Below are 25726 nucleotides of genomic sequence, written 5' to 3' on the forward strand. Positions count from 1 at the left end.
GAGCTGTGCGGGTCGTCGGAGCCGGGGCTGGGACGGGTGCTGTCGTCGCTCATGGCGCGAGTCTAGCCAGCGCCCGAGCGAGCGGCGCGGCCGCTCGCCGACTCCGCGCCGCAGGCCTACGGCTCGCCGCCGCCGTCCGCGCCAAGCCCCGCCGCCGACGCGCCGCCCCGCTACCCGTCCGCGTACGAGCCGGCACCGGTCGTCCCGCGCACGCTGAGCCTGGTCGGGATGATCCTGGGCATCGTCGGCCTGGTCATCACGATTTTCGCCTGGGGCCTCGGTTTCCTGCTGTCGGCTCCGGCCGTCGTACTCGGCTTCCTCGGACGCCGTCGCGAGCCGGGTGCCCGCGGATTCGCGCTGACCGCGATCATCACCGGGTTCGCCGGCATTGTCCTCTCGTTGATCTTCCTCGCGATCACGATCGTGTTCGTCGTGGTAGCGGTCGCCGCCGGGAACTCCGACTACTGACCGGAGGTGGGGCGCTCCACGCGCTCCGCGAGGAGGGCGCGGTGGCGCCCGGCGATCCGCGTCAGGATCAGCACGGCGCTGGTCCGTCCCGCGAGGCCCAGGCGTTTGCGGAAGCGGGCCGGATCGACGTCGACCCCGCGCTTCTTGATGTCGAGCACGCCGATGCCGCGCGAGCGCAGCTCCTTCGACAGAGTGCGCTCGTCCAAGGGCAGCTCGGCGAGGACGCGGAAGCTGCGGAGAAAGGGTGAGACGGCCGCTTCGTCGCCGGTCAAGTAGGCGATGCCGGGTGAGAGCATCCGCGAGCCGCTCGCGCGGGCGAGGTCACCCAGCAGCCGCGCGCGGATGGCGGAGCCGTCCGGCTCGTGGATGTAGCCGCCGAGCTCGCCGACCTCCTCGTCCTCGCTGTCGCCGGTCGCGGTGAGTTCTGCCGACCCGGCCGAGCCGAGCAGGAGCGCGGAGCGGCCCACGCCCGGCCGGGCAAGTGCGCCGAACCACAGTCCCGTCTCGACCAGCTCGCCCTCCACCGAGACCCACTGCGCCTCCGCATCGCGGGGTAGGCGCTCACGGTCGAAGCCGGGACCCACTTTCACGCCCACCGGGCGGTGCTCGGCGAGGCCGAACGCGAACTGCAGCGAGGGGGAGTAGTCGTCCGGATTCTCGAGTCGGCGGGTCTCGCGATGGCCGGCCGTGCGCCGGGCCGGATCGAGGTAGACAGCGTCGAAACCGTCGAGGTCGAAGGCCTCGGCCGTCGCGTGCACGGCCCGCGCTGCGGGGAACGGGGCGAGATTGAAACTGGCGAGGGTCGCCGTCACCTCGTCGGCCTCGACTGCGGTGACCGCCAGGTCGATGGCGGCCATCGCGAGGGCGTCGCCGCCGATACCGCTGCCGAGGTCGGCGATGCGCGTCGCTCCCGCGGCAACGAAGCGGCCAGCGTGCAGGGCGGCGACGCGCAGGCGGGTCGCCTGCTCCAGGCCGGCATCGGTGAAGAGCATGGAGCGGGCGAACTCGCCGAACTTCGCCTCCGCCTTCTGCCGCAGCCGCGCCTGTGTCAGCACCGCGGAGACGAGGACGGGGGAGTGGCCGGCCGCGCGCAGGCGGGCGACGGCCCGCACCAGGTCGTCCGACCGGTAGCCGTCGAGGGAGCCCAGGAGCCGCAGGCCCTCGGGGGAGAGGAGCTCGACCAGCTCATCGCGTTGCATCCGGCCATGCTAGGCCACGCCCTGTGGCCGATCCGGCGCCCTGCTTGGCACTCTGATTGCACGAGTGCCAGCGAAGCCCCTACGATGGATCTAGCACTCTCGGAGCGTGTGTGCCAGAACCGCGTTCCGCCCACATCGTCGTCAAGAAAGAGGTCAACCGTGTCGGTGTCCATCAAGCCGCTCGAAGATCGCATCGTTATCAAGCAGGTCGAGGCGGAGCAGGTGACCGCTTCCGGTCTCGTCATCCCCGATACCGCCAAGGAGAAGCCGCAGGAGGGCGAAGTCGTCGCCGTCGGGCCGGGTCGCATCGACGACAACGGCAACCGCGTGCCGCTCGACGTCGCCGTCGGCGACAAGGTGATCTACTCCAAGTACGGCGGAACCGAGGTCAAGTTCGGTGGCGATGACCTCCTGGTCCTCTCCGCCCGCGACGTCCTCGCGGTCGTCGTCCGCTAATCAGCACCCCCGCAGGGGCCCGTCGACCTCGGTCGGCGGGCCTCTGCGTCGTTCCCGGTCCTCCTCGCGACCAGTGGCCTGATCCGACGGGTGCAGCGCCGTTCGGCCACCCTGTGCCTGCGTAGCATCGGGGGAGTGTCCAGCTCCCACCCCACTGCCGAGTCCGCCTCGTCGACCACGGGTGCGCCCGTCGGCGAGGCAGTGGAGGCGCCTGCGGCCACGAAGGACTCGAGCCCGATGTCCGGCACCGGCCTGATCTTCGCCTTCTCGGCCTACCTGCTGTGGGGCGCGATGCCCCTGTACTTCATTGCGATGGCGCCGGCGTCCCCGTTCGAGATCGTCGCCTTCCGCGTGCTCTTCTCGCTCGTCTTCTGTGCGATCCTGCTCACGGTGCTCCGCGGCTGGCGCTCCTTCGGCGCTGTGGTGCGCCGCCCCCGCATGCTCGGAGTGATGGCGATCGCCGGCGTGCTGATCTACATCAACTGGCAGGTCTACGTGATTGCCACGACCACAGGCCACGTGATCGAGGCGGCGCTGGGCTACTTCATGAATCCGCTGGTGACGGTGCTGTTGGGCGTGCTGGTGCTGCGCGAGCGCCTCCGTCCGTTGCAGTGGGTTGCAATGGGCGTCAGCGCGGTGGCCGTGCTCGTCATTGCGGTGGGCTACGGATCATTCCCCTGGATCTCCCTCGCCCTCGCCTTCTCTTTCGGCTTCTACGGCCTGGTGAAGAGCCGGGTGGGCGGCACGGTGGATGCCGTCGGCGGCCTGACGCTCGAGACCCTCTGGCTGACTCCGCTCGCCATCGTCCAACTCATCGTGGTCGGATCCACGGTCGGGCTCACCCTGACGACCGAGGGGACCGGGCATGCGCTGATCCTCGCCTCCGCCGGCGTCGTCACGGCCGTCCCGCTGCTCCTGTTCGCCGGCGCCGCCCGCCGGCTGCCGCTCTCGATCGTCGGTTTCGTGCAGTATCTGACGCCGTTCCTGCAATTCCTGGTCGGCGCGTTCGTGCTGCACGAGGAGATGCCGCTGGAGCGCTGGATCGGCTTCGCGCTGGTGTGGGCGGCCCTGGCGATCTTCTCAGGCGATCTCGTCGCTGCCGAGCGCAGGCGGCGCCGTTCCGCTGTCTGATCTGCGGAACGCGTCGTCCTGACGCGGTGCGACAGCGGAAAGGTAACGATCCGGTCGCGAAACGTATTGGTAACATCCCTGTATTGTTCACGGCTGCTTCTAAGGTTAGGTTGGCCGAGCGGTTGCCACCGGCGCCGCTCCCACTGACACACACCTTTCAAGGAGCAACATGGGCGTTTACGCGAAGGCCGGCTCGGCCCGCGCGCGGTCCCTCCGGGCAACCCTCGGCGGCGTCGCCATTCTGGGCGCCAGCGCTCTCGTCCTCGCTGGCTGCGCCAGCGGTGGCGACAGCGGATCGGGCGGCGACAGCGGTTCGGGCGACCTGTCCCTGAAGATCGGCACGATCCTCCCGCAGACCGGCACTCTTGCCGTCCTCGGCCCGCCCGAGATCGCGGGCGTCGACCAGGCTGTTGTCGACATCAACGCCGCCAAGGCCGGCATCACGATCGAGGCGGAGCAGAAGGACTCGGGCGACACCACGACCGACATCGCGACCCAGTCCGCGACCTCGCTGATCGCCGACAACGTCTCGGCGATCATCGGCGCGGCGTCCTCGGGCGTCTCGAAGACCTTCATCGACCAAGTGACCCAGGCGGGCGTCGTCCAGATCTCGCCGGCCAACACCTCGCCGGACTTCACTACCTACGACGACGATGGCTACTACTGGCGCACCGCTCCCTCGGACGTGCTTCAGGGGCGCATCCTCGGCAACAAGATCCTCGGCGACGGCAAGACCAACGTCTCGATCCTGTACATGAATGACGCGTACGGCACTGGCCTCGAGAAGAACATCAAGGAGACCCTCGAGGCGGGCGGCGCGGCCGTCGCGGCCGAGGAGATCTTCGAGCCCGCGTCGACCGACTTCAACTCGGCGCTGACCTCGGTCCTCGCTCCGAACCCCGACGCTCTGGTCGTCATCTCGTTCGATGAGATCAAGACCATCGCCGAGCAGCTCTCGGCCAAGGGCTTCGACTTCTCGAAGCTGTACGGAACCGACGGCAACTACGGCGTCATCGGCGAATCCGACACCAACGTCGACATCGCCGGCGCGCAGTTCACCAACCCCGGCGTCCAGGCGTCCGACGACTTCCAGTCCACCCTGCAGTCGCTCGTCGAGTCGCAGGGCAATGACGCGCTGAGCGTGTTCAGCTACGCGCCCGAGTCGTACGACGCAACCGTCCTCACCGCGCTCGCCTCGCTCCAGGGCAAGGCAACCGATGGTGCGACGATCCGCGACAATCTCAAGTCGGTCTCCGAGGGTGGCACGACGTGCACCAGCTTCGCGGACTGCGCGACGCTGATTGCCGACGGCGAGGACGTCGACTACGACGGCCTGTCCGGTCCGATCTCGTTTGACGACAACGGTGACACCAGCGAGGCTTCGGTCTCGATCTACAAGTACGGTGCAGGTAACACCACCTCCTTCGAAGAGACCGTCGAGGGTTCGCTGAACTGACGACGCGGTGACGCGGCTCGTGCCGCTTCCTGAGGGGCTCGGTCGTCGGACCGGGCCCCGTTGTCGTTCGCGACGCAGGCCGCAGACGAGCGGCCTCGGTGCCGTGCGGCGGCGCGACGGAGGAGGTTCCCTGCCGCGACCATCCCGCGCTGTCGTGATGGCCGCAGCACGGCGTGTCGACCAGCCTCAGGCCGCGCGACGACATTGACGGCTACTCCGTGACCTGCTACAAAACTCTCATGAGCAAACCTCCTGTCTTCTCGACATCGTCTCTTCACCAGGTGCCTCGCCCGGCTACGGCGGCGTTCCGCATCCGGGCAGCCCGCGTGCGGAGGGGCACATTCCGGAACGGCGACCGGTGGAGTGGGGCGGCAGTGACGGATCTCGTGCGCGGTTAGAGGACAACGGCCTCGCGGCCCGCCGACGCGGAAGGATCGCCGCGAGATCGAGATCGGAGACCCGCTCGTATTCCTCTCGGAGCTGTGGAAGCTGGATATCGTGACGAAGACCATCGCTGTGGGCGCAGCGCCACGCATTGCAGCTCCCCACCTCGCAGCCCCTGCCGGGAGCGGACGAGGTCACTCGGCGGACCCTGTCGAGCAGCTCGATCACGCTCCCTGGGCAGCGGTGATCAGCCGGGGGGAGGGTCCTCGCCGGGCGCGCTCCGTAGCCCGGGCGCGATCAGTAGCTGAGGCACCGTGAAGCTCTCTCAGTGCGTTGCACTCATCTCCGTCGTCGACGAGGGGACCTTCACCGCAGCTGCTCGCATCATGGGTGTCACCCAGTCGGCCATCAGCCGTTCGATCGCCGCGTTGGAGGGAGAGCTGGGGCTCGTCCTGTTGGACCGCGAATACGGCAGAGCGACACTGACGTCGTCCGGGCGCGACGTGCTCGAGAGAGCGCGACTGATCGTGCAGTACGCCCAGGAGATCGCGAGTATCGGATCCGTCACCTCCACCGAGCCGCGCCCGTTCCGGATCGGAGTGAGCCGGAGTTTCTCTCGGCGCCTCCTGCCACGGCTGGTCGAAGAGATTCGGCCTCGCCGCGACATCCGTCTCGACATCCGCGTAGGACCCTGCGCTCAGGTCGAGGAGTGGCTGAGGGACAGCGTGGTGGACGTCGGCATCGCCACCCTCGCCGGGCTCGGCGAGACCGCAGACCTTCTAGTGTCAGACGCGATCCACGTCGTCGTACCAGCCCGTCATCGCCTTGCAGCGCGACCCTTCGTGACTGTACGCGATCTCGACGGCGAGCGGCTCCTGATGGTCGGTGGGACGAGCGAGGACGAGACGGTGGAGTTCCTGCGCCGTCAGGGCGGGACGTCCTCTGTCGAGTTGCGTGTCGATGACCTGTCGACGCTGCTGACTCTGGTCGCGATGGGACGCGGGATCACGCTGCTGCCCGGGATTGCTCTACCGACCTCCGCCCCGGGGTTGCAGGCCATGCAGCTCCTGCCTGCGAAAGCTCATTGTCAGCGTGTGGCATCGAGCGCCCGCGGACGAGAGCATCCGGAAGTGGAGAGAGTCCTCACGAGCGCATTCGCCTGCGTCGCTCGCATGGCTTCTCAGGATCAGGCACTGGCGGTCTAGAACCGCCGAGAACTACACCAGCGTGTTGGGTAGCCCTGTTCGCCGTGACTCCTCGAACTGTGAGATCGCGTCCTCGTGCTGAAGCGTGGAGTCGATCTGGTCCTGGCCCAGCACGAGGCGACGTCTCGAGTCCGCGTCGATGTCGAACAGGATGACGTCACCGTCGACCTTCACGCATTGTCGGTCCAGATCCACCTCAAGTGTCGTATCGGGGTCGTCTTCGACGGCATCCCACAGCGCTTCGATGTGGTGTGCGCTCAGTTCGATGGCGAGCAAGCCATCGGCGAGCGCGTTTCCTCGGAAGATGTCGCCGAAGCGAGGAGCCATGATCACCCGGAATCCGTAGTCCTGAAGCGCCCACACTGCGTACTCGCGTGATGACCCAGTGCCGAAGTCTCGCCCCGCAATCAGGATCGAGGCTGAGGAGTACCGTGGATCATTGAGGACGAAATCCCTCGTGTCGCGCCAGTCGGCGAAGAGCGCATCGGCATGTCCGTCCCGAGTTGTCCTGGTGCAGAATCGAGCGGGGATGATTTGATCGGTATCCACATCGGTGCGTCGGAGAGGGACCGCCGTCCCGCGGTGAACGATGAAGGGAGTCGACGTCACTGTGATCCTGCCTTCCCGAGGTCACTCGGCATCGCCAGTCGGCCCATGATCGCAGTGGCAGCCGCTACAGCTGGCGAGACGAGATGTGTTCGGGATCCCTTACCCTGCCGGCCCTCAAAGTTTCGATTGGTGGTCGAAGCGGCACGCTGTCCCGATGCGAGTCGATCTTCGTTCAACGCCGCGCACAGAGAGCAGCCTGCTCCCGCCCGGAAATCCGCACCCGCCCTCTCGAAGACGTCGGCCAACCCCTCCGTCTCCGCCTGCCGCCGAACCGACGCCGAGCCGGCAACGATGATCATGGTGACAGCGCTGGAGACGCGGCGTCCCGAGAGCACTCGGGCAGCGGCTCGCAAGTCTTCGATCCGTCCGTTCGTGCACGACCCGATGAACACCGTGTCGATGGTGACGTCGCGCAATCGAGTACCCGGCCGAAGCTTCATGTAGTCCAGCGCCTGCCGCGCTGCACTTCGCTCCGACTCGCTCGAACAGTCTTCGGGTGCCGGAACGACGGCGTCTAAAGCCACACTCTGCGATGGGTTCGTCCCCCAGGACACGAACGGGGTGATCGCCGCGGCGTCGATACTCACCTCTGCGTCGAAGATCGCGCCGGGATCGGTTGTCAGTGTTCGCCAATGCTCCCGCTCCGCAGTCCACTGCGCGTCGGTCAGATCGACGCGGGAGCGGAGATAGCGGAAGGTGGTCTCGTCCGGTGCAATGAGTCCCGCTCGAGATCCTGCTTCGACAGACATGTTGCAGAGTGTCATGCGGGACTCCATCGACATCTGCTCAATCGCCTTTCCCCGATACTCGATGGAGTGACCTTGACCACCGGCAGTCCCGATCTGTGCGATGAGCGCCAGCACCAGGTCCTTCGCGGAAACGCCGTCGCCCAACGCGCCGTCAACATTCACCGCCATGTGCTTGAGCGGGCGCATCGGCAATGTCTGAGTGGCCAGCACGTGCTCCACCTGGCTTGCACCGATGCCGAACGCCAGCGCCCCGAACGCGCCGAGCGTCGTTGTGTGCGAGTCGCAGCAGACGATGGTCATTCCGGGACGAACCAGCCCTTGTTCGGGAGCAATGACGTGGACGATTCCTTGTCGATCGTCTCCGAGCCGATGAAGCGGGATTCCGAACTGCGCGCAATTACTGCGCATCAACTCGGATTGACGACGCCCCGATGGGTCGGCGATGCGTCTTCGGATGTCCATCGTCGGCGTGTTGTGGTCCTCTGTACCCAGGGTCAAGTCCGGTCGTCGGACCCGGCGCCCAGCACTCCGTAGCCGATCGAAGGCTTGTGGCGTGTTCACCTCGTGGAGCAGGTGGAGATCGACGTAGAGCAGGCTCTCACCACCCTCGCTCGTCCGAACGACGTGGGAGTCCCAGATCTTCTCAGCCAGTGTTCGCGGCATGCAGTTCATCTCCCACCGATGATTCCGTGGTGCTGACGGATGTCGTAGTCGTCGCCAGGGCGGCCCCGAGCACGTCCGCCGCGATGGCGTCCGCGTCCCGAACGAAGTCCGTCCAGAAACCGGGTCGACTGCTTCCGGCCTGCATGAACCACCGAGTGTGTTCGGTCGGAATGCCGAGGACGTAGATGCCGCGGTCGGCTGAGCCCGTCGACCCGATGGGATGGTAAGGCGATCGTGAGACCGCGACTCCTCCTGTATCGAACGAGTCGCTCCCCGCACAGTTGATGAAGCTCGTGATCACGCCGCGCGAGAGGAGCGATCGGGTGAGCGTCGATGTGTCTGATGAGACGTTCGGAGTCGGAATTCGTGCGTCGATCAACATGGACACGCGCGAGGGGGGACTGCACACGTGAGGTGAATCCATGACGAAACCCGGTGAGTCCTTGCTCACACGAACACGAACGTCCGGCCCCACGATCGTGAGGCTTCCCGCCTCGATGAGCGCGAGTACCTGCCGCACTCGGTGCACCGGCGGACCGGCGGCGAGAAAAGATGCGCGAGGAGCGAACCATGCCAAGAACTCATCTCGGTGGGAACGTGGAGTCAGGCCACCGAAATCTACCAACCCTCGAATACTTGCGCGAGAATCTCGCAGAACCTCGAGTGCCGCTTTCAGTGGCGAGTCGACGTTCCCCTGCACGCTGTGCGAGATGTCTGACCGGATCACTCGGGTCAGGGCCGAGGTGAAGGCCTCGGAAGTGGGGAACTGCCGACCACGGAAAGGTCGTGTCAGCAGATCCAGGTCGAGGGGCGGAAGGTCGGCGATTCCGAAGCGCTCCGCGAATCGGGAGATTCGAGAGGTATCGTCGACGTCCAGCGTTGCGACCGTGCTCGACACGAAAGACCGTGCTGCGTCTGCCCCCGCGTCTCGCCGGATCGCTGTTTCGTAGTAGACGAGCTGCATTTCGGCGTGGAGCCACGGCCAGACATCCTTGGTGAAGGAGAGCGGCGTCGACGACCTGGACAGGACCTTCTCCGGGCGGAAGAGCCGCGGACTGTATCGGAAGTCGGCGTCCTTCTGGTTCTTTCCGCGTCCGAGGACGGGCAGAGAACTCCGCGAACCAGCCACAAGTACGGGTTCGTCGCCACTTGGAATGTAGTCGTAGCTTCCGTCGTCGGTGACGTGGAACCGGCCACCTCGCCCCTCCGTGAGTGCCGCCATGACGTCGTAAAAGGTCAGGCCCAGTCCGATGACGCCGACCGTGGAGCCGGGCGGGATGCTGGCCAGCGGCATGTCAGCAGGGGAGTCCCCCCGAAAATATCTCACGGGAGTGCGGGTGTCTGCGTAGGCGGAGTAAGTCCGATGATCGCCGGTAGGAGTAGGACGACCGTGTCCCGTCGTCAACACGACTCGATCCGCTCGAAGTCGCGTTCCGCTCCTCAGGGAGACGGCGTACCCCGAACCACAGGATTCGAGGTCGGTCACCTCGTCCTTTAGGCGTCGCAGCCCGACGGTGTCTGGTAAGTGCCTCTCGATCGCCGTGAGAACGAACTGCATGTACTCGCCGTGGGCTGCGCGCGGAGCGTACGTGAGGTCGTGCGATGCTCCTGGTTGAGAGAGGTCCAGCCATTCGGCGAGGGACGGCCCGGCACCGGGGCGTGGCGGGCCACCATCGGGTCGACCCGAAAACGCCGAGACTTCGCCAGCCGGCGTGTTCATCAAAAAGCACTTCGGCTGATCGACTTTCCACACGCGACCCGTCCCTACGGCTACGGAGTCGATGAGGTCGATCTCGATCCGACCTTCTGGCGGGTCGATGAGCGCCCGAGCCGCGACCCTCTCGAGAACGCTCAGCCCTCGGGGCCCGCTGCCGACAATGACCACTCGAAAGGGCGGTGCCATCGGCGCGGCTGAATGCTGTGCCACACTTCCTCCCTCGTCGCTCACGCAGTCCCCTTCGCTCACGCACAAGAGCAGACGCACGTGCCGGCTCTCTTGATGACGATATGTCACGCGCGGCCGATGTCGGCAGAGTATGAGGCTGAGGAACAACACCATTCCCGGTTCTCATAGTGCTTGGATTCGGCTGCCTCTCGTGGTCGAGTATCGGCGTTCGGTTCGGCTGCGGCGAAATGGGGTGAGTGGATGGGCTCGCGTGCACTTCTGATGCTCGATTTCATTAACGAGATCGTGCATGAGGACGGAAAGTACGGCCGCGAGGGCTACGCCGACCAGGTCAGCGCCCGGGAGGTGCTTGAGAACGCCGCTGCTGGCCTCGCACGAGCGCGAGAGCTGAACATCCCTGTCATCCACGTGGTAGTGGGCTTCTCCGAGGGGTATCCGGAGTGGCCGAGCGAATCACCTGTTTTCAGTGGCGCCCGAGCGGATGAGCGGTTGCTGCTCGGGAGTTGGGGAACGCGCTTGCACGACAGGGTGGCCAACATCCGCTCAGAACCCGTCGTTGTGAAGCATCGCATCAGTCCCTTCTACGGAACCGCTCTTGAGGTCCTACTGAGGTCGCTCGCCGTGAAGACGCTCCTTCTTGCTGGTGTCGCGACGGATATGGTCGTTCTCGCCGCGGCGAAGGATGGTCACGATAGAGGCTTCCAAGTGCAAGTTCTTGAAGACGCGACCGCAGCCGATAGCGACGACATGCATAATGCCGCCATTCGCGTGATCCGTCGGTCGGCATCGATCTCGACGGTCTCGGAAGCGCTGGGAAGAGGACGCCAGAAATGAATGCCCGCACGGCCTCACGCTTCCACCGGATCCCGGAGTCACCGACCATCGCGCTGATGGAGCGCGTGAACGCGCTTCGTGCTCAGGGCATCTCTGTGATCGACCTCGGTGCCGGTGAGCCAAGCTTCGACAGCCCGACTCACGTCGTGAGCGCTGCTATCGAAGCACTGCGGGAAGCGCGAACGCACTATGCACCCAGTCGTGGACTCCCAGACCTCCTGACCGCGATTTCTCGGAAGTTGGCGGACGACAACGGTGTCATCGTGCGTGCCGATTCGGAGATCATCGTCACGCCCTCGGCAAAACACGCCCTGTTCGTCTCTTTGATGGCGCTCATCGATCCGGGAGACGAGGTGATCATACCGACGCCCAGCTGGGTCAGCTATGCGTCGATGGTTCGACTTCTAAACGGCGTACCCGTCTTTCTGCCGCTCGACAAGGCGACAGAGTATCGGCTGACATCGGATGCCCTCGAGAAGGTGGTGACTCCCCGTTCTCGGGTGCTGCTCGTCAACACGCCGAACAACCCGACAGGGCACGTCTTGACCAGGGAGGAAGTGGAGACGATCGGGTCGTTTGCGCGGCGACACGATCTCCTCGTCATCGTGGATGAGATCTATGAGCGGCTCGTGTTCGAACCGCACGAGCATGTGAGTGCGGCATCGGTTTCCGGCTACGCCGACCGAGTGCTGACTGTGAATGGTTTCTCAAAGACCTTTGCGATGACGGGATGGAGACTGGGCTACGTTGCTGGGCCCGAAGCCGTTATAGCGGAGGTGGTGAAAGCCCATCAGCATTCCGTCGGGAGCGCAGGCACTTTCGTGCAGGTCGGCGGCGTTGCGGCTCTTGAGGGGCCGCAGCATGAGATCGAGGCCATGCGAGAGGAGTACGCGCGGCGGCAATTCGATGCCGTCAATCGTCTGAACCGGATTCCGGGAATCCGTTGTCCACTGCCCGAGGGAGGATTTTATTTGTATCCGGACGTGGAGGAGGTCGGCTTCAGTAGTTCGACGGAATGTGCGCACTGGCTACTGGAGACCGCTCGGGTAGCCGTTGTCCCTGGAGACGCGTTCGGACCAGAAGTCGGTGTGCACGTGCGTCTCTCGCTGGCCGGGCCCTCCGAGGCGATCATCGACGGAATCAGGCGAATAGACCGTGCGCTTGTCGAGCGTCGGAACGGGCTCGACAGCGATCTCTCACGTTCGCGCGCCATCACCGAGATGGGGAGGTCGTGACTGTGCGGAGGGTGAAATTCTTCGATACGACTCTCCGTGATGGTGAGCAAGCCCCGGGAAATGCGATGGATCCGGCGGCGAAGGTGCAGCTGGCGCTCGCTATCGAGGGTCTCGGCGTCGATCGGATCGAGACAGGGTTTCCCGCGTCGTCGGCCAGCGACTACGAAGCCACACACCTCATCTCCCGTCAGCTGGTGAAAGCGGAGTTCACGAGCTTTTGTCGGGCTGTGCCGTCCGACATCACAACTGCCGTCAGCGCGGGCGGAACTGCTCGACATCAGATCCAGATCGCGGCTACTGGGAGCGATATCCACCTCGAGCACAAGCGCCGGATATCCCGAGCGGAGGGGATTCGGGAGGTCATCGGCTGCATCGAACACGCGCGATCTCTGGGCATCTCCAATGTCTCGGTCGGAATCGAGGACGCGAGCCGAGGACCGGACTCACTGCTTCGAGAGCTGGCTGAGCGTTCGGTTGACGCCGGTGCTCATACGCTCGTTGTCGCAGACACCGCCGGGGCTTTGCTGCCCGGGGAGTATGGACACCTCATTTCGAGGTTCCGGTCATGGGTGCCGCAGTCGGTGATGATCGCGACTCATTGCCATGAGGATTTGGGGCTGTCGACAGCCAACGCGCTTGCGGGGATTCTGGCCGGAGCCGACGAGGTGCAGGTGACTCTCGGAGGCGTAGGGGAACGTGCTGGCAACACTGCGCTGGAGGAGATTGCTGCTCTACTCGCGTACAAGCAAGAGGCGACGGGGTTGTACAGCGATGTGAACCTCGAGCGCATGTACGAGGTGTACACCCTCCTCCGTGATCTCATCTCGCTGGACGAGCCTCGAAACAAGGCCATCTTCGGCACCTACGCGTTCAGCACCGCGGCCGGGATGCACCAGCAAGGGATGCTGCGGAACCCGGCGACCTACGAATTCGTGCAACCCTCGCACTTCGGGCGAGAGCGGGGAATGTTCATCGGACGGCATTCAGGGACCAGCGTGTTGCGGCATCTCCTCAGCGAACTGCAGATAGAGGTCGATGATCACGCCCTACAGGATCTCTACCGATCACATATCGTGAATCGGAAGGGAGATTGCGAAGACATGTCCGTCGTCAAGGCGAGACTAGCCTCGGAGTTCGGCTCTGCCACTCCGAGTCCCACCTCCATCACTCAGAGCGGAATACGATGACACCGATTTTCACTTTTACCAGTGAGCAGCGTGAAGGCCTCCAGGAGCTCTTCGCGGCAGTACGCACGAGTCCGTACGAGGACCACCGCACCTTCATGAACGAGGTGGGACGCGTCATCGAGCGCGGTCTGGTTCCGAATTACTTCGTCGAGCTGTGCGACCGGATCCGACGGGAGCGGGCGAATGGTGGCGATCAAGCCCACGTGATCCGTGGCTGCCCACTCGACGCGGACCTTCCCGAACTCGATTCCAAGGACCCGGTTGCGGATAAGGTCGCAAAGAAGACGACGTTCGTGGCAGAAGCGTTCATGGCCCTGTTCGGGATTCTCGTGCAGACTCCTTTGCTCTCGTACGGATCTCGGTTCAATGGAGCGTTCTTCGTCGATGTTGTAGCGATCGAGAAGTACAGCGGCATGCAGACGGGCTTCAGCGACAGCGAGCTCGTCTATCACAACGAGCGTACTGCTCATCCGGTCCGCGCCGACTTCATCACACTGCTCGGGATGCGCTCACCCGAGGGTGATTTCATCTACACGGGATTCATCGACGGACGGGATCTTCTAGCGAATCTGTCGGCTGACATGCAGGCGACTCTGAGGGAGCCGCTCTTCATCACTCCGTATGACGTCTTCTCCCGCGACAATAATGGTGCACTGAGCACCTCTGAGGAGCACTCCATCCTCGAGAACGACCACAGTTTTCGTTACCTGGATACCAGTACGACAACCATCCCCACCGCTCCAGAACGAGCCAAGGATGCGCTCCTCGCGCTGAAGAATGCGATGGTCCACGCGCCCAAGACTCGTCACCGTATCGAGACGGGCGACCTTTTTACCTTCGCCAATCAAGACGGACTGCACTGCCGGGACAAGATGGAGATTCACGACGCTGAGCGAGCCCGTCAGCGCTGGTTGCTCAAGACCTATGCTTTCCGGGACCAGGCAGCTGCTGACCGTCATGCAGCCCGATGGATTGATGGGACCCCGGGGCGGGTCGGCGACGGAACGTCAGAGCGGTAGGGGAGCGGCAGAAAAGTTCTCCCTCGTTTCAGGTCACGATCCAGACAAGAAGGAATCAGATGCTCAATCAATCGGAACACTCTGTTCCCGTCCTTTTCCGTACTCTCGCGAACGGTGGGTTCGGGGAGACCGCGCTCACCTTCGAACCTCTGACGTCCGACGGCCGGTCAGGCGTTGAGATCCACCGCCTGTACACCGCAGCGGAGACCGGGGGAAGCGCGGCGGCAGTTGTGCGGTACCTGCCGGGGGCGACGGCGAAGACCCACCGGCACACTGGCCACGAGTTGATCTATGTCGTGAGTGGCGAACTGGAGACCGAGGCAGGCAGACATCCGGCGGGAAGCCTCCTCAGCCTGTCCCCGGACAGCGTCCACACACCCCGCAGCCCGCTCGGCTGCCTAGCGCTTGTGGTGTGGGAGAAGGCGGTCCAGCCGCTCTAGCGTCCCATCGCCCTTCTACTGCACGATCACGAGAGGACCGACTTTGCCCAACTTTTCTGCATCTCGCACCACGGACTCCATCCGACCTTCAGGCCCACGGCATCGGTGGGTCGTTCTGGGCGTCGGGGTGGCGGCTCAGGCGAGCTTCGCAGCGGCCTTCGCCGGTATCCCGGTGACCGGTACTCTCCTGCGCACCGCCTACCACCTCACGACCGACGAACTCGGCGTCGTGCTCGCAGCAATCCTGCTCGGAGTAGCTGCCTCCGAGATCGTCTGGGGCCTGTTCACCGATATGTTCGGAGACCGGCGGGTCCTTCTCATCGGACTGATCTCGACTGGTCTGGTCTTCGTCGCGATGGCCGTTTTCGTCGTACCGTCGGACACGAACATTCCGTCCGTCTGGCTCCTCGCCGCGTGTCTGCTGCTTGTCGGGCTGTTGGGCGGAAGCGTGAATTCCTCCTCCGGTCGGGCTGTCATGCTCTGGTTCACAGACGGCCAGCGAGGATTCGCGATGAGTGTGCGGCAGACTGCGATCCCGGCCGGCGGCGCGATCGGCGCGGCGCTCCTGCCGTGGTTGGCGGCGTTCTCGGGGTTCCGGGCTGTGTTCCTGGTGCTCGCTGCATTCTGCCTGGCCACGGCCATCGCCACTGCTCGGTGGCTCCGAGAGCCGCGGGAGGAACCGGGCCAGGACGGGCCGGTCGTCGCTGGCGAGGTTGCGCAGGGGCGCTCTCCCCTGGTGCGCTGGGACTGCTGGAGGCTCGCGTTGGCCAGCGCCCTCCTGACCATGCCGCAGATCGCAATCCTCGGCTTCGCCGGAATCTATCTCCACGATGTCAAGCACGCCGACCTCATCGTCATCAGCGCGACCATCCTGGCCGTCCAAGTCGGCGGGGCAGTGCTCCGGGTCTGGTCCGGCAGATATACGGACCGGAAGGGAAACCGGCGACGATTCGTCAAGGTCATTGGAGTGCTCACGGGCGTCTCTCTGCTCGCTGTGGTGAGCCTGTTGTGGGCGCCGACGGTGGTCGTGGCGCTCTCGCTCGTCCTCGCGGGAATCCTCGCGAATTCCTGGCACGGGGTTGCCTACACGGAGATGGCAGTCATGGCGGGGACCAGTCGCGCGGGCGCAGCCCTGGGCCTGGAGAACACGACAGCCTTCACCGGAGCCTTTGTGACGCCCCTGCTGATTCCACTGCTGCTGGCGCTCGGGTCATGGCCGCTGGCGTGGATCGTGATCGCGATCGCACCGCTGGTCGCCGCACCGCTCGTTCCTCGGATGGTCTCAGCGGCGACACCGCGACACGACTAGCGGCCGGGTGACCTGCGCGACGGGCCATCGGCGTTCCGACGGTCTGTCCGGGCGGGCTGGGACGTCGCGCGGCCGGGAGCTACTGGGGCCAGATCGGGACGCTCGCGGCCCACGGTGACCCACGCCCTAGCTCGTTGAGACAGGTTCGTCGTTGGTCGGCCGCGGCTCTCGACGCGGCGTGAACCGCACTCAGGAGGCGTGGATCAGCTCCGCCTCCTGCGCGAGACGGTAAGTGACGAAGGAGCGGCTGTAGTTGCGACGCTTGCCTCCGGTGGTCTCGGCGATGACGACCTGGGCGTAGACGCCGACGACACGCCAGCGCTCGTAGTCGCCGACCGCGCCCGTGCCGAAGCCGGCTCCGAGTTCGACGGGGGCGGGGGTGTAGCTCTTCATGGTCGGCTCCTTCGAGTCGGACGAGACGGACAAGGCGACGCGCATCGCGCCGCGGGGGGAGGAGTTCGGCGGCCGGTCACAGCTCCGAGCGGTGAGAGACAGGGATCGGAGCGTTCCCTCGCAGGCCGTTCCCGTGTCCCTAAAACTACGGCAGGAGGAGCAATTTCCCGTCCCTCTAGCGGGGGGTACGGCTGCGGAGAGACTCTCGCTGTCCTACCCGTCTCGAAACACTTCTCGGTCCTCCGCCCCGCCTCCCTCCGGATCCGCCTCCCTCGACGGTCCCGCCTTCGGAACCGCGAAGGGCCCGCCGTCCGAAGACGACGGGCCCTTCGCGGCGGGGGCGGCGAGGGTCAGCCGCCGACGGTCGGCGTACTCGTGGTGACCTCGTTGGTCGTCGCGAGCGTGCCCAGGTAGAGTTCGATGACCTTCGGGTCGTTCATCAGCTCCCGGCCTGCACCCTCGTAGGCGTCGCGGCCCTGGTCGAGGACGTAGCCGCGGTCGCAGATCTGCAGTGCTCGCCGGGCGTTCTGCTCGACAATCATGATCGAGACGCCGGCGCGGTTGATCCGCTGCACGTTGACGAAGGTCTCGTCCTGCCGCATCGGCGACAGACCGGCGCTGGGCTCGTCGAGCAGCAGCATCGACGGATCCATCATCAGCGCGCGCGACATCGCCACCATCTGGCGCTCACCGCCCGACAGCGACCCCGAGCGCTGCTTGAGCCGCTTGCTGAGCTCGGGGAAGAGCTCGGTGACGAATTCGAGCCGCTCCTTGTACAGCTTCGGCTTCTGGTACATGCCCATCTCGAGGTTCTCCTCGATGGTGAGCGACGGGAAGACGTTGTTGTTCTGCGGCACGAACCCGACGCCCTTGGACACGAGCTTGTCGGCCTTCTGCCCGGTGATGTCCTCGCCGTTGAGCAGAACGGTGCCCTGGCGAATGTTCACGAGGCCGAACATCGCCTTCAGCAGCGTCGACTTCCCCGCGCCGTTCGGGCCGATGATGCCGACGAGCTCTCCGCGCTTCACATAGACGTTCGAACCGTTCAGAATGTTGACTCCCGGGACGTAGCCGGCATGCAGATCATGCGTCTCGAGGGTGTTCGGAGTCGTCGTATCGGCGGTCATTTCTCGTCCTTCTCGAATTCGACAGTGGGAGAGTCCGTCGTCGGGGCGACGGATGTCGGTGCGGACGCCGATCCGACTGTCGGAGTGTCGTGGCCCGGCGTCGCAATACCTGCCTGCTCCGCTCGCCGCTCCACGTCCTGACGGACGAGGTCGGAGTCCATCTCCTCAGCGATCTCGAGTTGGCCCTCGATCGTGCCGAGGTCGGTGTCGTGGTGAGCACCCAGGTAGGCGTCGATCACAGCCGGGTCGTTCATCACAGAGGAGGGCGGACCCTCGGCGACGACCTTGCCCTCGGCCATCACGATCACCCAGTCGGCGATCGTGTTGACCATGTGCATGTCGTGCTCAACGAAGAGCACGGTCATGCCCTCGTCTTTCAGGTTCACGATGTGGCCCAGGAGCGACTGGGTCAGCGCCGGATTCACGCCAGCCATCGGCTCGTCCAGCATGACCAGTTCGGGCTCCGACATCAGCGCGCGCGCCATCTCGAGCAGCTTTTTCTGGCCGCCCGACAGGCTCGACGCATAATCGTCCCGCTTGGTGTCGAGCTTGAACTTCTCGAGCAGGCGGATCGCGCGCTGCTCGATCGAGTCCTCCTCCTTCGACCACAGCGGGCGGATGAGCGAGGTGAAGATGTTCTCGCCCTTCTGCCCCTTCGCGCCGAGCAGCATGTTCTCGAGTACCGTCATGCCGCCCAGCGCCTTGGTGAGCTGGAAGGTGCGCACCATGCCCATCCGCGACACACGGTAGGCCGGGACGTTGGCGAGGTTCTTCCCCTTGAAGTTCCACTTGCCGGTGTTGGGCTTGTCGAAGCCCGTCAGCAGGTTGAAGAACGTGGTCTTGCCGGCCCCGTTCGGGCCGATCAGGGCGGTGATGGATCCGCGGGGGATCTCGAGGTGGGCGACGTCGACCGCAGTCAGACCGCCGAAGCGGCGGCTGACGTTGTCGGCGACGACAATGGGGTCCTTCTTCTTGACCCCGGGGACGATTGTTTCCTCGGTGATGTCCGAGACCGGCGTCTTAGGCAAAGTGCAGATCCTTCTTCTTGCCGAAGATCCCCTGGGGTCTGAAGATCACCAGGAGCATGAGGGCTACCCCCACTACGACGAACCGGATGGGTCCGGTCTGCACGGTAGTGAGGCGGATGAGGTCGTTGTTGAGGACCCCGGTGTCGATCCCGAGCGTGAGGAGTCCGTCGGTCAGACCGAGGACGACCCAGAAGATGATCGAGCCGACGACGGGTCCGAAGACCGTCGCGGCGCCGCCCAGCAGCATGATCGTGTAAAGGAAGAACGTGAGCTGGGTACCGTAATTGTCGGGTTGCAGGGAGCGGGGGAGGATGAACAGCGCTCCGGCGAGACCGCCCAGCACTCCGCCCAGAATGAGCGCCTGGATCTTGTACGAGAAGACGTTCTTGCCGAGCGAGCGCACCGCGTCCTCATCCTCGCGAATTCCCTTGATGACGCGACCCCAGGGGCTGCGCATCAGGAGGAAGACCAGGAGGCAGGCCAGGAGCACGAGGCCCCAGCCGACGATCCGCACCCACCACTGGTCCTGGCTGTACGTGAGAACGCCAATACCCCACCGGCCCTCCGGCAGCGGGTTGAGGTCGTTGAACGCCTTCGCCGCGCCGTTGATGCCCTCGGAGCCTCCGGTGATCGCCGAGAACTCGGGTGTCTTGACCGAGAGCCGGATGATCTCCGCCGCCGCAATCGTCACGATCGAGAGGTAGTCGGCCCGGAGCCGGAGCGTCGGGATTCCGAGAATGAGGGCGAAGACGGTCGCCGCAACGATCGTCGCGAGGAAGGAGCCCCAGACGGGCCATTCGAATTTCACCGAGGTGATGGCGAAGGCGTATCCGCCCACCGCCATGAAGCCGGCCTGTCCGAAGTTGAGCAGCCCCGTGAATCCGAAGTGGATGACCAGGCCGATGGTCGCCAGCGCGTACGCGGCGACGGTGGGATCGACGATCTGCCCGATCGCCAGCCAGATGAAGTTGAGGTTCATGGTGTCCTAGCCGATCCGTTCCTTGCGGCCCAGGATTCCCTGCGGCCTGACCAGAAGGATGATGATCATGAGGATGAGAGGAGCCACGTACTTGAGGTTCTCCGGGATCCAGATCGTCGAGATGTTCATCATCAGACCGATGATGAGCGAGCCGACCAGCGCTCCGTAGGCGGAGCCGAGTCCGCCGAGCGTGATCGCCGCGAAGATCAGCAGCAGGATCGACGCTCCGGTATCCCAGCGCAGCGACTGGTAGTAGCCGATGTACACGCCCGCCAGTGCAGCGAGAGCCCCCGACATCACCCAGACGACGCGGATGACGCGCTCCACGTTGATACCCGAGGCGGAGGCGAGGGCCCGGTTGTCCGAAACCGCTCGCATCGCTTTGCCGATCTTCGTCTTCGTAAGGACGTAAGCGACTCCGACGATGCAGACGACGCCGATGACAGCTCCCACGATGTCGGTGAACTTCAGGCTGATCCCCAGCTCCGGCACCGTGAAGAACGGGGCGGTGCTGTTGGGCAACGAGAGGCGGTCGGCCCCGAAGAAGAACACGAACACGTAGCGCAGCGCGAGCGAGAGGCCGATGGTCACGATCATCAGCGGAATGAGCTGGATGCCCTTTTTCCGCAGCGGCTTCCAGAGCAGTCCGTCCTGAACGAAGCCGAAGGCCCCGCCGAGGATCACCGCGATCGGAATGGCCAGCAGCGCCGGGAGACCGAAGACACCGGAGAGAAGGTATGCCATCAGAGCACCGAAGGTGACCAGCTCGCCGTGCGCGAAATTGTTCAGCCCGGTCACGCCGTAGATCAGGGAGGCTCCGATCGCCGCGAGAGCGATCAGGAGTCCGAAGATCAGGCCGGTGACGACCTTGGGCCAGAAGATAATCCAGAAGGTGTCGGCCGACACCGGCTGGTTCACGGCGTTGGAGGTCCCGTCGGGGTTCGTCGCGTCGTTCCCGGTCGTACCCTCGGTTGCGGGGCTCGTCGGAGCGGCGGAATCCGTCGGCACGGGGACGCTCGCCCCGGTGCCCTTCGGGTTGGCGGTCGAGACGATGAAATTCACGATCTGGTTCTGCGAGGCGACAATCTTCACCTGCTTCGGGTTCTGACCCGCGGCGGGGTAGCCCTTGTCGGCGGGCAGGGTCTCCTCATCCACGGTCACGGTGTAGGTCCCAGCAGCGTCGAGGGGGAACGTGGCCCGGCCGTCCTCGCCGGTGGTCACGGTCGCGGAGGCGTCGCCGCCGATCTCGACGCTCACCCCCGCCAGGTTCTCGTTCGTCCCCTGCACGCGGACCCAGGCGATGATCGACTGGTCGGCGGTAGTGGCGGCGAGTGCGGCGGGGGCCGCCGCGGCGATCCCGGTCAGGGTCGCGGCGAGCAGGCCCAGGGCCAGTAGCCGGTCGCGGAGCCTCTGGCGTCTCCTATCCACGGGGAGCCTCCCGGTCCGTCGGATGCAGGGTCGTCGAGCGCTGGCGGCGCGTCGAACGGCTGGCTGTCAGCAAGACGTCTACCTCTCGTCAGGGTGCACAGACGGATGGGGTCTCCGGGCACGCCCGAATCGCCGTCGTCAAACAACGTTGGTTGACCATACGTTCCGCATGTGTCGGCGGTGTTTCACCGTCCGCACGTACGCGTGACGACATTATGAGGGACAGGAGAGCGCTCCAGCGTCCGAGCGTGTCCCCTCGGGCCCTCCGGTGAGTGAGGAGCGCGGGTCGCGCGGCGCTTAAGATCGAACAACCGTGGTGCTCGGGAGGGACCCCCGTCCCTCTCCGGGCTCCCGCACTCGACCTGCTAAAGGGGCATTGATGGACCAGCCGGATCCCTTCGGATTCCTCGGACTCACCTACGACGACGTCATGCTCCTTCCCGGGCACACCGACGTCATCCCGAGCGAGGCGGACACCGCCTCCCGGCTCACCACGCGCATCAGCGTGGCGACTCCGCTGCTCTCGGCGGCGATGGATACCGTCACTGAGGCGCGCATGGCGATTGCGATGGCGCGTCAGGGCGGTCTCGGCGTCCTGCACCGCAATCTCTCCATCGCCGATCAGGCTGACCAGGTCGATCGCGTGAAGCGCAGCGAGTCGGGCATGGTCTCGAACCCTGTCACGACGACTCCGGACGCCACCGTCGCCCAGGTTGACGAGCTCTGCGGGCAGTACCGGATCAGCGGCCTCCCCGTCGTCGACTCGACCGGCGTCCTGGTGGGCATCATCACCAACCGCGACATGCGCTTCGTGTCACCGTTCGAGAAGGCGACCACGCTCGTGCGCGACGTGATGACCAGCTCCGGCCTGATCACCGGACGCGTCGGCATCCCCGACAGCGAGGTCATCGCGCTCTTCGCGCAGCACAAGATCGAGAAGCTGCCCCTCGTCGACGCGCAGGGCAAGCTCGCCGGCCTCATCACGGTCAAGGACTTCGACAAGTCGGAGCAGTACCCCAACGCCACGAAGGACGACGAGGGCCGCCTCCGGGTCGGCGCCGCGATCGGCTTCTTCGGTGACGCCTGGCAGCGCGCGACCGCTCTGCTCGATGCGGGAGTCGACGTGATCGTCGTCGACACCGCGAACGGTGACTCCGCAGGCGTGCTCGACATCATCCGGCGCCTCAAGTCCGACTCCGCGTTCGCCGGCGTCGATGTCATCGGCGGCAACGTCGCCACTCGTTCCGGCGCTCAGGCCCTCGTCGACGCGGGTGCCGACGCCATCAAGGTCGGAGTCGGACCCGGCTCGATCTGCACCACCCGCGTCGTCGCCGGCGTCGGCGTGCCGCAGGTCACCGCGGTCTACGAGGCGTCCCTCGCCGCACGCGAGTCCGGAGTCCCGGTGATCGCCGACGGCGGCCTCCAGTACTCCGGCGACATCGCGAAGGCGCTCGTCGCCGGCGCCGACACCGTCATGCTCGGCTCGCTCCTCGCGGGCTGCGAGGAGAGCCCCGGCGACCTCGTGTTCCAGAATGGGAAGCAGTTCAAGACCTACCGCGGCATGGGTTCCCTCGGCGCGTTGCAGACCCGCGGCGAGCGCACCTCCTACTCGAAGGACCGCTACTTCCAGTCCGACGTCCCCACCGACGACAAGCTGATCGCCGAGGGCATCGAGGGCCAGGTGCCCTACCGCGGCCCGCTCGCCAACGTGGCGTACCAGCTCGCCGGGGGACTGCGCCAGTCGATGTTCTACGTCGGAGCGCGCACCATCCCCGAGCTGAAGGCGCGCGGAAAGTTCGTCCGGATCACGGCGGCGGGGCTCAAGGAGTCGCACCCGCACGACGTGCAGATGGTGGTAGAGGCGCCGAACTACCGGCGCTGAGGGGTCTGGTGGGGTCTGGTGGGGGCCGGCGGCGGGTCGGGATCGCGGCCCCTCTGCCCGAGGGGCCTTCGGCCCCTACGCCCACCACGCCGGAGGGGCCGCGATCCCGACCCACCGCCTCCCTCCGGGGGCGAGCGTCGGTCTTTGGCTGGCGGCCGGGGACGGCAGCGCGAGCGGCGCGGGGGCGCCGCCGCGACTGCGGGTGGGCCGTGTCCGCCGCCTTGTGAACGGGGCGACACGGCAGTCCTCCTGCAGGGGAGGAGCGGTGACCGGCGATTTGCGTGCGAGCGGATCGTCGTGGCGCGGGCGCACCCCGCTCTGTGGGATGGAACCGCTCGCCCGGGCCGACCGCGGGCGAGCGAGGAGCGAGCCACAATAGGCACATCGGAGCGGTGACCGGCGATCCGCGTGTGAGCGGATCGTCGTGGCGCGGGCGCACCCCGCTCTGTGGGACGGAACCGCTCGCCCGGGCCGACGGCGGGCGAGCGACGAGCGGAGCGAGGAGCGAGCCACAGGTAAACTGCGCGTCATGGAGATCGAGATCGGGCGCGCCAAGCGCGCCCGCCGCGCTTACGCCTTCGACGACATCGCCGTCGTCCCGAGCCGGCGCACGCGTGACCCCGAGGTCGTGTCGGTGAAGTGGTCGATCGACGCGTACCAGTTCGCGACACCGATTCTCGCGGCGCCGATGGATTCGGTGGTGTCGCCGGCGACGGCGATCCGGCTCGGGCGCTTGGGGGCTCTGGGCGTCCTCGACCTTGAGGGCCTGTGGACGCGGTACGAGGACCCGGAGCCGCTGCTCGCGGAGATCCGGCAGCTGCCCGCTGAGTCGGCGACGCAGCGGATGCAGGAAATCTACTCCGCACCCATTCGCCCCGAGCTGGTTACCGCGCGTCTGGCCGAGATTCGTGCGGCGGGCGTCACCGTCGCCGGAGCGCTGTCACCGCAGCGGACCGCGGAGCTGTACCAGAGCGTCGTCGACGCCGGTGTCGACGTGTTCGTCATCCGTGGCACGACCGTCTCGGCCGAACACGTCTCGCGCGACACGGAGCCGTTGAATCTCAAGAAGTTCATCTACGAGCTGGACGTGCCCGTCATCGTCGGCGGTGCGTCCACCTACACTGCGGCCCTGCACCTGATGCGCACCGGGGCGGCGGGCGTCTTGGTCGGCTTCGGGGGCGGTGCCGCGTCCACGACCCGCACCACTCTCGGCATTCAAGCTCCCATGGCGACCGCGGTCGCCGACGTCGCCGGCGCTCGCCGCGACTACCTCGACGAGTCGGGCGGACGCTACGTGCATGTCATCGCGGACGGCGGCCTCGGCACCTCCGGTGACATCGTGAAGGCGGTCGCGGTGGGAGCTGACGCCGTCATGCTCGGCTCCGCACTCGCCCGCGCGACCGACGCTCCCGGCGGGGGCTGGCACTGGGGAGCGGAGGCGCACCACCCGCAGCTCCCGCGCGGCCGCCGCGTCGAGGTCGGCACCGTCGGCACCCTCGAGCAGGTCCTCTACGGCCCCGCCACCGGCGCGGACGGCACCGCGAACCTGATCGGTGCCCTCCGCCGCTCGATGGCAACCACCGGCTACTCCGACCTGAAGGAGTTCCAGCGCGTCGAGGTCGTCGTAGCCCCCTACCAGCCCAGCTGACGCTCACCGAGCGAGGGAACCCCGGACCGTCGAGGCCGCCACGAACGGCGGGTTCCCTCGACGGCCGGAGGTTCCCTCGACGCGGCGCACCCCAGCGCGGGCCAGTCGGACGAGCAGGGGGCGGGTGTCGTAGGCCTCACGCCAGCCCCAGCGAACGAGGCCGTGAACGCGAGCGCGGAGTCGATCCTCCCGGCGCTTCTCCGCCAGCAGCACCTGCTCGGGGGAGCGACCCCGGAGGAACGCTGGGTCGGAGTATTTGTGGTCCCCGTCCGCTTCGCCGACCACCTCCGCCTCCTCGAAGGAGAAGTCGACGACTCCGGCGAGCCCATCATGGTCGCGCACAGGATGTTGCAGGACTGGTGCGGGTAATCCGCCACGGTGCATCGCCACTCGGCTGATCGACTCCAGCGGCGTCTCAGAGGCGGGATCGGCGAAGGCGATCACCGCGGCGCTCGTCGTGCGGCCCCGGGAACCGGGCGGCAGCTCGGCGTGCCGACGCAGGAGCTCTTCTCGTCTGAGCAGGGGCGAGCCGTCGTCGTCGACGAGGCGGAGGGCGTGATCGGCCGCGACGACGGCGCGCCGGAAGGAGGAGAACCGCGCCAGATCGAAGACGGTCTGCGCGAGGTCGGAGACGGCGAGTCCGTCGATCAGTGCGAGTGAGGGCAGACGCGCGCTCCGATGCTCCGCGACGCCGTTCCGCGTCCGGCTGCCGACGTCCGTCGCTCCCTCGACGTGGACGGTCGCCGCGAGTGGTTCGACCAGAGGGAGCCCCCACACTGCCGCAGCCGACTCGCGGAGGAAGAAGGGCGCGCTCCAGGTCGCGGCCACTGCGTCGATCCGCGCCCGCTGCCGCTCGTCCACCGAGGCTCTCGCCCACTCGTCCGCCCGCACGTACACCCCGCGGCGTAGCCGCACGAACTCGTCCGACCGGCCGCACCCCTCGTCCCGAAAGATCTCCACCGCACTCATCCCCCCACTCTCCCCTTCCCCC

The 25726-nt window shown here is 66.0% G+C and carries 23 protein-coding genes and 1 pseudogene; 13 read left to right on the forward strand and 11 right to left on the reverse strand.

The features are described from left to right. Positions 1–228 precede the first annotated feature (228 nt). Positions 229–468: a hypothetical protein gene (locus tag C5D07_RS06660; RefSeq protein WP_104258991.1), complete on the forward strand. Its 240-nt coding sequence runs from the start codon at positions 229–231 to the stop codon at positions 466–468. Here C5D07_RS06660 and C5D07_RS06665 read toward each other — a convergent pair. Beyond that, entirely contained in the window at positions 462–1667 is a 1206-nt protein-coding gene (locus C5D07_RS06665; protein WP_068251571.1) for a class I SAM-dependent methyltransferase, read from the reverse strand. The genes C5D07_RS06660 and C5D07_RS06665 overlap by 7 nt on opposite strands. 159 nt (positions 1668–1826) lie before the next feature. Between C5D07_RS06665 and groES the strand changes: the two genes are divergently transcribed. The 4 genes from groES (at position 1827) to C5D07_RS06685 (ending at position 6299) form a co-directional block, all read left to right on the forward strand. Beyond that, positions 1827–2123: a co-chaperone GroES gene (gene groES, locus C5D07_RS06670; protein WP_068251574.1), complete on the forward strand. Its 297-nt coding sequence runs from the start codon at positions 1827–1829 to the stop codon at positions 2121–2123. Positions 2124–2360: 237 nt separating this feature from the next. Continuing rightward, positions 2361–3254, forward strand: a complete 894-nt coding sequence (rarD, locus tag C5D07_RS06675) for an EamA family transporter RarD (protein WP_068251576.1) — start codon at positions 2361–2363, stop codon at positions 3252–3254. A gap of 169 nt (positions 3255–3423) precedes the next feature. Then, positions 3424–4710, forward strand: coding sequence for an ABC transporter substrate-binding protein (locus tag C5D07_RS06680; RefSeq protein WP_068251578.1), 1287 nt, complete (start codon positions 3424–3426; stop codon positions 4708–4710). Between the two features lie 698 nt (positions 4711–5408). Beyond that, positions 5409–6299, forward strand: coding sequence for a LysR family transcriptional regulator (locus tag C5D07_RS06685; protein ID WP_068251581.1), 891 nt, complete (start codon positions 5409–5411; stop codon positions 6297–6299). Positions 6300–6311: 12 nt separating this feature from the next. On the opposite strand, the gene leuD is transcribed toward C5D07_RS06685, so the two are convergent. From leuD to C5D07_RS16415, 4 genes and pseudogenes are all read right to left on the reverse strand, one after another. After that, positions 6312–6908 carry a 3-isopropylmalate dehydratase small subunit gene (gene leuD / locus C5D07_RS06690; RefSeq protein ID WP_068251584.1) on the reverse strand — a complete coding sequence of 199 codons (597 nt, stop codon included), beginning with the start codon at positions 6906–6908 and terminating at the stop codon, positions 6312–6314. Continuing rightward, a complete protein-coding gene (gene leuC / locus C5D07_RS06695; protein WP_104258992.1) occupies positions 6905–8320 on the reverse strand; it encodes a 3-isopropylmalate dehydratase large subunit in 1416 nt (471 codons plus the stop codon). The genes leuD and leuC overlap by 4 nt, the downstream gene beginning before the upstream one ends. Then, a complete protein-coding gene (locus tag C5D07_RS06700; RefSeq protein WP_249028188.1) occupies positions 8301–9614 on the reverse strand; it encodes an FAD/NAD(P)-binding protein in 1314 nt (437 codons plus the stop codon). The genes leuC and C5D07_RS06700 overlap by 20 nt, the downstream gene beginning before the upstream one ends. Before the next feature lie 108 nt (positions 9615–9722). After that, a pseudogene (locus C5D07_RS16415) lies at positions 9723–10379 on the reverse strand (FAD/NAD(P)-binding protein); the annotation flags it as partial. A 108-nt stretch (positions 10380–10487) separates the two neighbouring features. On the opposite strand from C5D07_RS16415, the gene C5D07_RS06705 reads away from it, so the two are divergent. From C5D07_RS06705 to C5D07_RS06730, 6 genes are all read left to right on the forward strand, one after another. Further along, entirely contained in the window at positions 10488–11060 is a 573-nt protein-coding gene (locus C5D07_RS06705; RefSeq protein ID WP_167542337.1) for a cysteine hydrolase family protein, read from the forward strand. Further along, positions 11057–12295, forward strand: a complete 1239-nt coding sequence (locus C5D07_RS06710; protein ID WP_104258994.1) for a pyridoxal phosphate-dependent aminotransferase — start codon at positions 11057–11059, stop codon at positions 12293–12295. Before C5D07_RS06705 ends, C5D07_RS06710 begins: the two co-directional genes overlap by 4 nt. Positions 12296–12306: 11 nt before the next feature. Next, the gene (locus tag C5D07_RS06715) at positions 12307–13482 is read left to right on the forward strand and encodes a LeuA family protein (protein WP_170063517.1); all 1176 of its coding nucleotides are present in this window, start codon (positions 12307–12309) and stop codon (positions 13480–13482) included. Next, entirely contained in the window at positions 13479–14501 is a 1023-nt protein-coding gene (locus C5D07_RS06720; protein ID WP_068251602.1) for a TauD/TfdA family dioxygenase, read from the forward strand. The genes C5D07_RS06715 and C5D07_RS06720 overlap by 4 nt, the downstream gene beginning before the upstream one ends. A 59-nt stretch (positions 14502–14560) precedes the next feature. Beyond that, positions 14561–14941 carry a cupin domain-containing protein gene (locus tag C5D07_RS06725; RefSeq protein WP_104258996.1) on the forward strand — a complete coding sequence of 127 codons (381 nt, stop codon included), beginning with the start codon at positions 14561–14563 and terminating at the stop codon, positions 14939–14941. A 127-nt stretch (positions 14942–15068) separates the two neighbouring features. Then, entirely contained in the window at positions 15069–16250 is a 1182-nt protein-coding gene (locus tag C5D07_RS06730; RefSeq protein ID WP_257722311.1) for an MFS transporter, read from the forward strand. A gap of 189 nt (positions 16251–16439) precedes the next feature. On the opposite strand, the gene C5D07_RS06735 is transcribed toward C5D07_RS06730, so the two are convergent. The 5 genes from C5D07_RS06735 to C5D07_RS06755 form a co-directional block, all read right to left on the reverse strand. After that, positions 16440–16643, reverse strand: a complete 204-nt coding sequence (locus C5D07_RS06735; RefSeq protein WP_146076770.1) for a hypothetical protein — start codon at positions 16641–16643, stop codon at positions 16440–16442. A gap of 350 nt (positions 16644–16993) precedes the next feature. Next, positions 16994–17770 (reverse strand): ABC transporter ATP-binding protein, encoded by a 777-nt coding sequence (locus tag C5D07_RS06740; protein WP_068251614.1) that lies wholly within the window; start codon positions 17768–17770, stop codon positions 16994–16996. Beyond that, positions 17767–18798 carry an ABC transporter ATP-binding protein gene (locus tag C5D07_RS06745; RefSeq protein ID WP_084415783.1) on the reverse strand — a complete coding sequence of 344 codons (1032 nt, stop codon included), beginning with the start codon at positions 18796–18798 and terminating at the stop codon, positions 17767–17769. The genes C5D07_RS06740 and C5D07_RS06745 overlap by 4 nt, the downstream gene beginning before the upstream one ends. Next, positions 18791–19777, reverse strand: a complete 987-nt coding sequence (locus C5D07_RS06750) for a branched-chain amino acid ABC transporter permease (protein WP_068251617.1) — start codon at positions 19775–19777, stop codon at positions 18791–18793. The genes C5D07_RS06745 and C5D07_RS06750 overlap by 8 nt, the downstream gene beginning before the upstream one ends. 6 nt (positions 19778–19783) lie before the next feature. After that, entirely contained in the window at positions 19784–21205 is a 1422-nt protein-coding gene (locus tag C5D07_RS06755; RefSeq protein WP_084415784.1) for an ABC transporter permease subunit, read from the reverse strand. A gap of 379 nt (positions 21206–21584) precedes the next feature. Here C5D07_RS06755 and guaB point away from each other — a divergent pair, with 379 nt between their 5' ends. After that, on the forward strand, positions 21585–23087 hold the full coding sequence (guaB, locus tag C5D07_RS06760; protein WP_068251623.1) for an IMP dehydrogenase: 1503 nt from the start codon (positions 21585–21587) through the stop codon (positions 23085–23087). A gap of 529 nt (positions 23088–23616) precedes the next feature. Beyond that, complete coding sequence (locus tag C5D07_RS06765) at positions 23617–24735, forward strand: GuaB3 family IMP dehydrogenase-related protein (protein WP_104258997.1); 1119 nt, start codon at positions 23617–23619, stop codon at positions 24733–24735. A 3-nt stretch (positions 24736–24738) separates the two neighbouring features. Here the strand turns inward: C5D07_RS06765 and C5D07_RS06770 are convergent. Continuing rightward, a partial coding sequence (locus C5D07_RS06770) for a hypothetical protein (protein ID WP_211286356.1) occupies positions 24739–25726 on the reverse strand: 988 nt, incomplete at its 5' end.

The sequence above is a fragment of the Rathayibacter tritici genome (assembly GCF_002932875.1).
GTDB lineage: Bacteria > Actinomycetota > Actinomycetes > Actinomycetales > Microbacteriaceae > Rathayibacter > Rathayibacter tritici.

Excerpts from the sequence above, each read along its gene's own strand:
- C5D07_RS06660 (WP_104258991.1), top strand. The coding sequence starts at position 229 with ATGATCCTGGGCATCGTCGGCCTGGTCATCACGATTTTCGCCTGGGGC.
- C5D07_RS06740 (WP_068251614.1), bottom strand. The coding sequence starts at position 17,770 with ATGACCGCCGATACGACGACTCCGAACACCCTCGAGACGCATGATCTG.
- C5D07_RS06700 (WP_249028188.1), bottom strand. The coding sequence starts at position 9,614 with ATGCCGCTGGCCAGCATCCCGCCCGGCTCCACGGTCGGCGTCATCGGA.
- leuC (WP_104258992.1), bottom strand. The coding sequence starts at position 8,320 with ATGCCGCGAACACTGGCTGAGAAGATCTGGGACTCCCACGTCGTTCGG.
- C5D07_RS06710 (WP_104258994.1), top strand. The coding sequence starts at position 11,057 with ATGAATGCCCGCACGGCCTCACGCTTCCACCGGATCCCGGAGTCACCG.
- C5D07_RS06705 (WP_167542337.1), top strand. The coding sequence starts at position 10,488 with ATGCTCGATTTCATTAACGAGATCGTGCATGAGGACGGAAAGTACGGC.
- guaB (WP_068251623.1), top strand. The coding sequence starts at position 21,585 with ATGGACCAGCCGGATCCCTTCGGATTCCTCGGACTCACCTACGACGAC.
- C5D07_RS06735 (WP_146076770.1), bottom strand. The coding sequence starts at position 16,643 with ATGAAGAGCTACACCCCCGCCCCCGTCGAACTCGGAGCCGGCTTCGGC.
- C5D07_RS06725 (WP_104258996.1), top strand. The coding sequence starts at position 14,561 with ATGCTCAATCAATCGGAACACTCTGTTCCCGTCCTTTTCCGTACTCTC.
- C5D07_RS06765 (WP_104258997.1), top strand. The coding sequence starts at position 23,617 with ATGGAGATCGAGATCGGGCGCGCCAAGCGCGCCCGCCGCGCTTACGCC.
- C5D07_RS06750 (WP_068251617.1), bottom strand. The coding sequence starts at position 19,777 with ATGAACCTCAACTTCATCTGGCTGGCGATCGGGCAGATCGTCGATCCC.
- C5D07_RS06720 (WP_068251602.1), top strand. The coding sequence starts at position 13,479 with ATGACACCGATTTTCACTTTTACCAGTGAGCAGCGTGAAGGCCTCCAG.
- C5D07_RS06680 (WP_068251578.1), top strand. The coding sequence starts at position 3,424 with ATGGGCGTTTACGCGAAGGCCGGCTCGGCCCGCGCGCGGTCCCTCCGG.
- C5D07_RS06665 (WP_068251571.1), bottom strand. The coding sequence starts at position 1,667 with ATGCAACGCGATGAGCTGGTCGAGCTCCTCTCCCCCGAGGGCCTGCGG.
- rarD (WP_068251576.1), top strand. The coding sequence starts at position 2,361 with ATGTCCGGCACCGGCCTGATCTTCGCCTTCTCGGCCTACCTGCTGTGG.